This is a genomic window from Kosakonia sp. 1610 (assembly GCF_050435845.1).
Lineage (GTDB): Bacteria > Pseudomonadota > Gammaproteobacteria > Enterobacterales > Enterobacteriaceae > Kosakonia > Kosakonia cowanii.
In genome coordinates this window covers 86,145-95,778 of record NZ_JBNDKZ010000013.1, presented here as the reverse complement: position 1 = coordinate 95,778, position 9,634 = coordinate 86,145, and the positions used below count along the sequence as shown (strand labels likewise).

General features: G+C 52.7%; 10 protein-coding genes and 1 rRNA gene. 7 read left to right on the top strand and 4 right to left on the bottom strand.

Annotated elements, in window-relative coordinates:
- Positions 1-88: ribosomal RNA gene (gene rrf, locus ABIC80_RS22540) — 5S ribosomal RNA — on the top strand; the annotation flags it as partial.
- Positions 89-173: 85 nt separating this feature from the next.
- Here rrf and mobB read toward each other — a convergent pair.
- Complete coding sequence (mobB, locus tag ABIC80_RS22535; protein WP_305208446.1) at positions 174-689, bottom strand: molybdopterin-guanine dinucleotide biosynthesis protein MobB; 516 nt, start codon at positions 687-689, stop codon at positions 174-176.
- On the bottom strand, positions 689-1,273 hold the full coding sequence (gene mobA, locus ABIC80_RS22530) for a molybdenum cofactor guanylyltransferase MobA (RefSeq protein WP_429178615.1): 585 nt from the start codon (positions 1,271-1,273) through the stop codon (positions 689-691). Before mobA ends, mobB begins: the two co-directional genes overlap by 1 nt.
- Positions 1,274-1,339: 66 nt before the next feature.
- Between mobA and ABIC80_RS22525 the strand changes: the two genes are divergently transcribed.
- The 3 genes from ABIC80_RS22525 (at position 1,340) to dsbA (ending at position 3,311) form a co-directional block, all read left to right on the top strand.
- Entirely contained in the window at positions 1,340-1,609 is a 270-nt protein-coding gene (locus tag ABIC80_RS22525; protein WP_023479302.1) for a YihD family protein, read from the top strand.
- Between the two features lie 75 nt (positions 1,610-1,684).
- Positions 1,685-2,671 (top strand): serine/threonine protein kinase, encoded by a 987-nt coding sequence (locus tag ABIC80_RS22520; RefSeq protein ID WP_242389205.1) that lies wholly within the window; start codon positions 1,685-1,687, stop codon positions 2,669-2,671.
- A 16-nt stretch (positions 2,672-2,687) separates the two neighbouring features.
- Positions 2,688-3,311, top strand: a complete 624-nt coding sequence (gene dsbA / locus ABIC80_RS22515; protein ID WP_042716840.1) for a thiol:disulfide interchange protein DsbA — start codon at positions 2,688-2,690, stop codon at positions 3,309-3,311.
- A 12-nt stretch (positions 3,312-3,323) separates the two neighbouring features.
- On the opposite strand, the gene ABIC80_RS22510 is transcribed toward dsbA, so the two are convergent.
- Positions 3,324-4,232 carry an acyltransferase gene (locus ABIC80_RS22510; protein ID WP_305207158.1) on the bottom strand — a complete coding sequence of 303 codons (909 nt, stop codon included), beginning with the start codon at positions 4,230-4,232 and terminating at the stop codon, positions 3,324-3,326.
- Here ABIC80_RS22510 and ABIC80_RS22505 point away from each other — a divergent pair.
- Both ABIC80_RS22505 and polA read left to right on the top strand, forming a co-directional pair.
- On the top strand, positions 4,231-4,626 hold the full coding sequence (locus ABIC80_RS22505) for a hypothetical protein (protein ID WP_305207157.1): 396 nt from the start codon (positions 4,231-4,233) through the stop codon (positions 4,624-4,626). The genes ABIC80_RS22510 and ABIC80_RS22505 overlap by 2 nt on opposite strands.
- Before the next feature lie 29 nt (positions 4,627-4,655).
- Positions 4,656-7,442 (top strand): DNA polymerase I, encoded by a 2,787-nt coding sequence (gene polA / locus ABIC80_RS22500; protein WP_429178613.1) that lies wholly within the window; start codon positions 4,656-4,658, stop codon positions 7,440-7,442.
- Between the two features lie 302 nt (positions 7,443-7,744).
- On the opposite strand, the gene yihA is transcribed toward polA, so the two are convergent.
- Positions 7,745-8,374, bottom strand: a complete 630-nt coding sequence (gene yihA / locus ABIC80_RS22495; protein ID WP_023479300.1) for a ribosome biogenesis GTP-binding protein YihA/YsxC — start codon at positions 8,372-8,374, stop codon at positions 7,745-7,747.
- Positions 8,375-8,945: 571 nt separating this feature from the next.
- Between yihA and yihI the strand changes: the two genes are divergently transcribed.
- On the top strand, positions 8,946-9,449 hold the full coding sequence (gene yihI / locus ABIC80_RS22490) for a Der GTPase-activating protein YihI (RefSeq protein ID WP_042712325.1): 504 nt from the start codon (positions 8,946-8,948) through the stop codon (positions 9,447-9,449).
- Positions 9,450-9,634 lie beyond the last annotated feature (185 nt).

The window sequence follows — 9,634 nt, the reverse complement described above, 5'->3', positions numbered from 1 at the left end:
CTGACCCCATGCCGAACTCAGAAGTGAAACGCCGTAGCGCCGATGGTAGTGTGGGGTCTCCCCATGCGAGAGTAGGGAACTGCCAGGCATCAAATAAGAAGAACCCCAGCCTCACGGCTGGGGTTTTTTGCTTTCTGCGCGAAAAAAACACCCAATAAAATGGCAAGTAGCGCTTAAACAGCCTTTTTCTGCGCTAACCACTGCAAAACAAACTCCGCAACTTCCTCAATATCATTAAGATCCAGCACCGGTACAGACAGCGCCAGCTCAACATCGCTCGCAACCGCGATCGTATGTTCATCTATCGTTAACTCATCAATGTCATGTCCACAATCTGCGCGCCAAAGCAGGATCTTAGGCACCGGTTCATGTTTAAAGCCTTCGACAAGCACCAGATCCAGCTTTGTCGCATCCATCCTGCTGACCAGCCAGTTAAGATCCAGCTCAATTTCATCAGGGGTTTCCGTCATTAATGCCCATCGTTGGCTGCTGGCGACCAGCGTCTGTGCTGCGCCTGCCTTACGTAACTCATAACTATCCTTGCCCGGCGTATCAACATCCATATCATGATGGGTATGCTTGATTAAGCCGGGACGAATGCCTCGTGCGCACAGCGCCGGAATCAGCTTTTTCAACAGTGTCGTCTTACCCGTTCCGCTCCAGGCCGCCACCGCAAGTAATGGGATCATCATCTCTCCTGCCAACGCGCCAGATCGTCAGGCGTATTCACATTGGCGAATGCCGTGCGCCGATCGCTGAAATCGACCGCATGCCCGCCTGCTTCGCGCATAAACATCATTACCCTGCGTTCACCTTGTGCCAGCCACGCTTCCAGCTGCGATGAAAGGTCCTGATGAAGCAGAGCAATCACTGGGTGGTCGCGTTCGCCATCATGTACCCACACTGCCGGAGCCTGGCCGCGGCCGGCCAGTAAACGCGATAAGAGATCGTCCGGAATATAGGGCGTATCACAGGGACAAAAGAGGAACCATTCGGCTTCGCACTGTTGCAAAGCAGCCAACATCCCTGCAAGCGGGCCCGGGAAGTCACGCAGAGTGTCCTCAATGACCGGCAGGCCGCTGAGGCGATAGGTATCAAGATTGCGATTGGCGCTGATTGCCACGCTCTTAACCTGGGATGCTAATCGCCCGGCGACATGTTGCCAGAGCGGTTTACCGTTGAGCTCCAGCAACCCTTTGTCTTGGCCCGCCATACGTGACGCTTTGCCGCCAGCCAGCACGACGCCGAGTACTGCACTGCTATCCTTCACCAGTAACGCCTCTTTTATTGTGGGATTGACCCTGCTAACGTGTCGGAACACAAAATAAGGAGCAGATACATGAAATGTAAACGCCTCAACGAAGTTATCGAACTTCTCCAGCCGGCCTGGCAGAAAGAGCCCGAGCTCAATTTAATGCAATTTTTACAGAAACTGGCGCAAGAGTCAGGTTATGAGGGCGAACTGGCCGATTTAAGTGATGACATCCTGATCTATCACCTGAAAATGCGCGACTCGGCAAAAGACGCAGCAATCCCTGGCATTCAAAAAGATTACGAAGAGGATTTCAAAACCGCGTTACTGCGCGCCCGCGGCGTGATTAAAGAGTAAAACCTTGTAAGAGGAGCCACCGAAAACGGCCCAAAATGATATCCTGAATCATTCGTCGTATTTTCGGATCCCAGGATGACCTGTAACGCTTTTACTTTCCAGACGCTTCACCCGGATACCATCATGGATGCGCTTTTCGCGCAGGGGATCCGGGTCGATTCCGGCCTCACTCCGCTTAATAGCTACGAAAACCGTGTTTATCAGTTTCAGGACGAAGATCGCCGCCGCTATGTCGTGAAGTTCTACCGCCCGCAGCGCTGGTCAGCGGAACAGATACGCGAAGAGCATCAGTTTGCGCTCGACCTGCAAGAGAATGATGTGCCGGTCGCTGCACCGCTCGCGTTTAATAATGAAACCTTACTCACCCACCAGGATTTTCTCTTCGCCGTTTTCCCAAGCGTCGGCGGCCGCCAGTTTGAAGCGGACAACCTCGATCAGATGGAGTGGGTTGGCCGCTACCTTGGTCGTTTGCACCAGACCGGCCGTCAAAAGCGTTTTACCCATCGTCCTGACATGGGCGTTAACGAATATTTGCGCGAGCCGCGCCAGCTTTTTGAGACCACCTCGCTAATCCCGACAAGCTTAAAAGAGGCGTTTTTGCGCGCAGTTGATAAGCTTATCGATGCCGTTATGGCGCAGTGGCATAATCGCGCCAACGTGCTGCGTCTGCATGGGGATTGTCATGCCGGGAATATTCTCTGGCGAGATGGCCCAATGTTTGTCGATTTAGACGATGCGCGTAATGGCCCGGCGGTACAAGATTTATGGATGTTGTTGCACGGTGATAAAGCCGAGCAGCGCATGCAGCTGGAGATGATCGTTGAAGCCTACGAAGAGTTTTGTGAGTTTGATACCGCGGAGCTTGCCCTGATTGAACCGTTGCGCGCCATGCGTCTGGTCTACTATCTGGCGTGGCTTATCCGCCGCTGGGACGATCCCGCGTTTCCCAAAAATTTCCCCTGGTTGAACAGCGAAGATCACTGGCGCAATCAGACGCACATTTTTCTTGAACAGGTGAAGGTTCTGCAAGAACCCCCTTTAGCATTAACCCCCATGTATTAAACGGAGAGAGTTGACCATGAAGAAGATTTGGCTGGCGCTGGCAGGAATGATTCTGGCATTTAGCGCTTCGGCAGCAGACATTACCGAAGGTAAGCAGTACAACACGCTGGATAAGCCGGTCGCCGGTGAACCACAGGTGCTGGAGTTCTTCTCATTCTATTGCCCGCACTGCTACGACTTTGAGCAGGTCTGGCACGTCTCCGAAGCGGTGAAAAAGAAACTGCCGCAGGGGACAAAAATGACCAAATACCACGTCGAGTTCCTGGGGCCGTTGGGCAAAGAGATGACGCAGGCCTGGGCCGTAGCGATGGCGCTGGGCGTGGAAGATAAAATCAGCTCTCCGATGTTTGAAGCGGTACAAAAAACGCAGACTGTTCAAACAGTTGCTGACATTCGTGACGTATTTATCAAAGCTGGCGTGAAGGGCGAAGAGTATGACGCTGCCTGGAACAGCTTCGTGGTGAAATCACTGGTTGCCCAGCAAGAGAAAGCTGCGGCCGATCTGCAGTTGCAGGGTGTACCCGCAATGTTCGTCAACGGTAAATACCAGATCGATCAACGCGGTATGGACGGCAGCAGCCTTGATGCGTTTGTGAAAAGCTACGCTGATACGGTGAAGTTCCTGGTTGAGAAGAAGTAAAGATAACGCCGGTCACTGACCGGCGTTTTTACAGGTGGCTTTGATGGCGTCTATACGTTCATCTTTAGCGAGCCATAACCCATTCAGCCATTGCTGAAAGCTGCGCTTAAAATTCTTGTCATTAATATAATCGCCATGCAACCCTTGGTGAACCGCCAGCAAATCAATACGCACCACGATACGCGTCAATTTGCCGCTGAGCATATCGAAAAAGGGCGTACTATCGTTCTCCGGGTAGCAAAGCGTCACATCCAGCATTTTGTCGAACTGTTTACCCAGAACGTTTAACGCCATCGCGATACCCGCCGCTTTTGGTGGCAGCAGATGCTTAAACGAAGAGCGTGTCTGACGCCGTTTCTCTTCTGTAAAACGCGATCCTTCAACAAAATTCACCATCGTTGTCGGCTGCAGGCGAAACTTCTCACACGAACGGCGCGTTGTCTCAACATCCTTGCCCCGTCTTTCAGGATGCCTCAGCAGATAACTTCGTGAGTAGCGGCGCATAAAAGGCATATCCAGCGCCCAGCACGCCAGGCCGATAAAGGGCACCCAGGCGAGTTGCTGCTTCAGGAAGTACTTGTTCATCGGGATTTGTTTGCGGAACAGGACACACAGCACCACGATATCTGCCCAGCTGTGATGGTTACAAATAAGCAGATACCAGTTTCTCTTATTCAACCCCTCCAGCCCCTTAATATCCCATTCCAGCCGGGGATTGAGGCGCAGCAGCCAGTAGAGGCCTTCGCACCAGCAAGCCATCATCACATTACAGAATGCAGAGATCGCCCGCCAAAAACGCGGGATCGGAATAAGCAGTTTTATCAGGCCGGCGATAATAATCGGCACAGAGCAAACAACAGTAAGCAGGATGGTTAACAGAACGCTAAAAAAGAGCGTAATAACCGCGGGTAGTCTCGACATGATTAAATATTTCAAAAAGTTAGCAGCAAAATGCTCGCTAAAAGGTGTGCAAGGCGCAGATTTTATCAGAAAAGCGAGAGCGGCAATGGGGAAACCTTATTCAGTGCTTTTGATAGATAATAAAGAAGAATGCAATGCCCTTTTTCTTCTATCCACACTGAGCAGATTATCACCAAAAAGCAACAGCGATCCTTTTTATCTTCTCAATGTATTGATTTTAATGGGTTTGTATATTTTTACGATCCACGAAAAGCCACAAAAATCCAGCCAATTAAAAACTGTGCACAAACTTATCCACAGGATGTTTCTGCGAGGGATCCCGACGATCGCGAAATCTTTTCCGCCATTTACCGGGAAAAACTCATGTTTTCATCCTGTCTGTGGCATCCTTTAGCGTAAATTGAAAAAACAGGCATGGATATCATGGTTCAGATCCCCGAAAACCCACTCATTCTTGTTGACGGCTCCTCTTACCTCTATCGCGCGTATCATGCGTTTCCACCTCTGACCAACAGCGTTGGAGAACCCACCGGCGCAATGTACGGCGTGTTGAATATGCTGCGCAGCCTGTTGCTGCAGTATCAGCCGACGCATGTCGCAGTGGTGTTTGATGCGAAGGGTAAGACGTTCCGTGATGAGCTGTTCGAACATTACAAATCCCACCGCCCGCCGATGCCGGACGATCTGCGTGCGCAGATTGAGCCGCTGCATGCAATGGTGAAAGCGATGGGTCTGCCGCTGCTGGCGGTGTCGGGTGTTGAAGCGGATGACGTTATCGGCACGCTGGCATGTGAAGCGGACAAAAAAGGGCGCCCGGTGCTGATCAGTACCGGCGACAAAGATATGGCGCAGCTGGTGACGCCGAACGTCACGCTGATCAATACCATGTCCAACACCATTTTGGGGCCAGAAGAGGTCGTTACCAAATATGGCGTGCCGCCAGAGCTGATTATCGACTTCCTCGCGCTGATGGGCGACTCCTCCGATAACATCCCAGGTGTACCGGGCGTGGGTGAAAAAACCGCGCAGGCGCTGTTACAAGGGCTGGGCGGTCTCGACTCGCTCTATGCCGCGCCGGAAAAAATTGCCGAACTGAGCTTCCGTGGTGCGAAAACCATGGCGGCGAAGCTGGAGCAGAATAAAGAGGTTGCTTACCTCTCCTACCAGCTGGCAACCATCAAAACCGACGTTCCGCTGGAGCTGACGAGCGAACAGCTTGAAGTTCAGCAGCCGGCCACCGAAGAGCTGGTGGAGCTCTTTAAGCGTTACGAATTCAAGCGCTGGACGGCGGATGTCGAAGCCGGAAAATGGCTGCAGGCGAGAGGAAGCAAGCCAGCCGCGAAGCCGCAGGAGACGATTGTGGTAGAAGCGGAGCCCGATATCCCGACGGCTATCCTCTCCGCTGAAAACTACGTCACCATCCTTGATGAAGAGACGTTGCAAAGCTGGATCGGCAAACTGAAAAGCGCGGCGCTGTTTGCCTTCGATACGGAAACGGACAGTCTGGATAACATCAGTGCCAATCTGGTCGGCATCTCCTTTGCTATCGAACCGGGCGTGGCGGCCTATGTACCGGTTGCCCATGATTACCTTGATGCGCCGGATCAGATCCCGCGCGACCGCGCGCTGGATCTGCTAAAACCACTGCTGGAAGATGAAAAGCTTCTCAAAGTGGGCCAGAACCTGAAATACGATCGCGGCGTGCTGGAAAATTACGGCATCGAACTGCGCGGTATCGCCTTCGACACCATGCTTGAGTCCTACATCCTCAATAGCGTTGTTGGCCGTCATGATATGGACAGCCTCTCTCAGCGCTGGCTGAAGCACAAAACTGTGACCTTCGAAGAGATTGCCGGGAAAGGTAAAAATCAGCTGACCTTCAACCAGATTGCGCTGGAAGAGGCCGGGCATTACGCGGCGGAAGATGCTGATGTCACGCTGCAACTCCATCTGGCGATGTGGCCAGAGCTACAACAGCACGCCGGCCCGCTGAATGTCTTCCAGAATATTGAAATGCCGCTGGTGCCGGTCATTTCGCGCATCGAACGCAACGGCGTCAATATCGATCCGGCTGTGCTGCACAAGCACTCTGAGGAGCTGACCCTGCGTCTGGCGGAGCTGGAGCAAAAAGCGCACGAGATCGCGGGCGAAGCGTTTAACCTCTCGTCGACCAAGCAGCTGCAAACCATTCTGTTTGAAAAACAGGGCATTAAACCGCTGAAGAAAACCCCGGGCGGCGCGCCGTCAACCTCAGAAGAGGTGCTGGAAGAGCTGGCGCTGGATTACCCGCTGCCAAAAGTGATCCTGCAATATCGCGGTCTGGCGAAGCTTAAATCGACCTACACCGATAAGCTGCCGCTGATGATCAACCCGAAAACCGGGCGTGTACACACCTCTTACCACCAGGCGGTGACCGCGACGGGACGCTTGTCCTCTACCGATCCCAACCTGCAGAACATTCCTGTGCGTAATGAAGAGGGACGTCGTATTCGTCAGGCCTTTATCGCGCCGAAAGATTACGTCATCGTCTCTGCGGACTACTCGCAAATCGAACTGCGTATCATGGCGCACCTCTCACGGGATAAGGGCTTGCTGAAAGCGTTTTCTGAAGGTCAGGATATTCACCGCGCAACGGCGGCGGAAGTGTTTGGCCTGCCGCTGGATAGCGTAAGCAATGAACAGCGCCGCAGCGCGAAAGCGATCAACTTTGGTCTGATCTACGGCATGAGCGCCTTTGGTCTCTCGCGCCAGCTCAATATTCCGCGCAAAGAGTCACAGAAGTATATGGACCTCTACTTCGAGCGCTATCCTGGCGTGCTGGAGTATATGGAGCGTACCCGCGCGCAGGCGAAAGAGAACGGCTATGTGGAAACGCTCGATGGTCGCCGCCTCTATCTGCCGGACATCAAAGCGAGCAACGCTGCCCGCCGGGCGGGTGCCGAGCGCGCGGCGATCAACGCCCCGATGCAGGGCACCGCGGCAGATATCATCAAACGCGCGATGATCGCCGTCGATGCGTGGTTACAGCAAGAGAAGCCGCGCGTGCGGATGATCATGCAGGTACACGATGAACTGGTGTTTGAGGTGCATAAAGAGGATATCGAGGCGGTCACGAAGAAGATCCATGAACTAATGGAGAGCAGTACCCAACTCGATGTGCCGCTGCTGGTGGAAGTGGGAAGCGGACCAAACTGGGATCAAGCGCACTAAGCGTGCGGCAGGAAAGGGACTTTTCTGTAACTAAGCAACATAACGCGGCGTTTTTGTGACAATCATTAGAATTCCGTATGTAAAAGTTGAAAAGAAATTACAAAAAGTCCTTTTTCCAGATCCAAAAAGGGAGTAGAGTTATTCGCGTAGGGTACAGAGGTAAGATGTTCTATCTTTCAGACCTTTTACTTCACGTAATCGGATTTGGCTGAATATTTAGCCGCCCCAGTCAGTAATGACTGGGGCGTTTTTTATTGCGCGAAAGAGAGCAATAAAGCGCAGCGGACGCCGCGCCAGAAAGGTTATTCGCCTGCGTCTTCTGTTGCTGGCGCAATAGATGAGAACCAGCTGTCCAGCTTCTCGCGCAGTTTATCCACGCCCTGTTTTTTCAGCGACGAAAACGCTTCAACCTGCACATCACCGTTAAAGGCAATTGCCGCTTCCCGCACCATCGTAACCTGCGCTTTGCGCGCGCCGCTGGCCAGCTTGTCCGCTTTGGTCAGCAGCACCAGCACAGGGATCTCGCTTGCCACCGCCCAGTGGATCATCTGCTGGTCGAGATCTTTTAGCGGATGGCGGATATCCATCAGCACCACCAGCCCCTTCAGGCACTGACGTTTCTCCAGATATTCACCCAGCGCGCGCTGCCATTTGATTTTCATCTCTTCCGGCACTTCGGCATAACCGTAGCCGGGCAGGTCGACAAGGCGTTTGCCCTCGACGACTTCGAACAGGTTAATTAACTGCGTGCGGCCCGGCGTTTTAGAGGTGCGCGCCAGGCTCTTTTGATTGGTTAGCGTATTGAGTGCGCTCGATTTTCCGGCGTTGGAGCGGCCAGCAAATGCCACTTCGATGCCGGTATCGGCGGGTAAGTGGCGAATATCAGGCGCACTGGTGACAAAGTGCGTCTGTTGGTAATTCAGGTTAGTCAAAACGGTCGTCTCCATCGTTAAAGCATGCGGGGATTATACCTGAACCCACGTAAAAGACTGTTTTTCTCGCATCATTCCTCTTTGTAGGTGATTGCCGCGCACTTTGTAGGATATCTGCCCTTTATCCGTTGCGAATTTTCGGAGTAGTTGCAGGTTAAAAAATAGCTATAATTAATAAAATCAATAACTTATTTTTGTGGAATTCTCTTAATTTATCCTTTGTAAGGGTATTCGTACTTGTCTCTTTCTCTGAGACAGGTAAAGTAACGCCCCGTAGCAGGATGCTTTACAGGAAAGGATAACTCACGGATCGAGGGGTCGGGAGCGCCAGGAGGCGAAGACCAGAGGAAAACGTCAGGAGACGTTCACAAGGAGAGGGACCGCAACACGGAGTGTTGATGCTAATGGAAAAACAGGGCACGTTGATAGCAAACAGGGAACGTAGAGCCCTTTACGGGTCAGGGTCAAGAAAAAAGGCGACAGTTTACACTGCCGCCTTTTTTCTTTGCTTGCTTTCTGCTAGATTCCGCCGCAATTCTATACTGATGAAAAACCACCTAAGACCCCTATGATGAAAAAACCGTCTACCCAACCGCGCGGCAAAGTGCGCCGTAAAACCCGTGAAGAGTTGAACCAGGAAGGCCGCGAACGTAAGCGTGATAAACGGCATCGCGGCAACGCTTCAGGCAGCCGCGCGAACGGTGGCGATAACGCTTCAGGCTCCGGCAAGGGCAAAGCGCAGAAAGATCCGCGTATTGGCAGTAAAACACCGATTCCGCTGGGTGTTACCGACACGCCAGTCACTAAGCAGCACAAACCGAAGAGTGAGAAACCTATGCTTTCACCGCAGGCTGAATTAGAGATGCTGGAAACGGATGAGCGCCTGGATGCGCTACTTGAACGTCTTGAAGAGGGTGAAACCCTGAGCGCCGACGAGCAGAAATGGGTTGATGCCAAACTGGATCGTATTGATGAGCTGATGCAGAAGCTTGGCCTCTCTTACGATGATGACGAAGAAGAAGAGGAAGAGGAGCGTAAGGAAGATATGATGCGTCTGCTCAAGGGCGGCAACTAATCCTTTCTTATGGGGCTTCCCGTCCTGCTTATAACCCTTCCGGTTATATGTTATCTGGTGTGGTTATTCGTTAAACTACAGCGGTTGTCGCGGCGCAAACAGTGGCTGCGCAACCGGCTGATAACCCGAAAGGGGATCGGCCCAGGCCGCCGGTATCGCCAGCGGCGTCATCGGAAGGAGTAAGC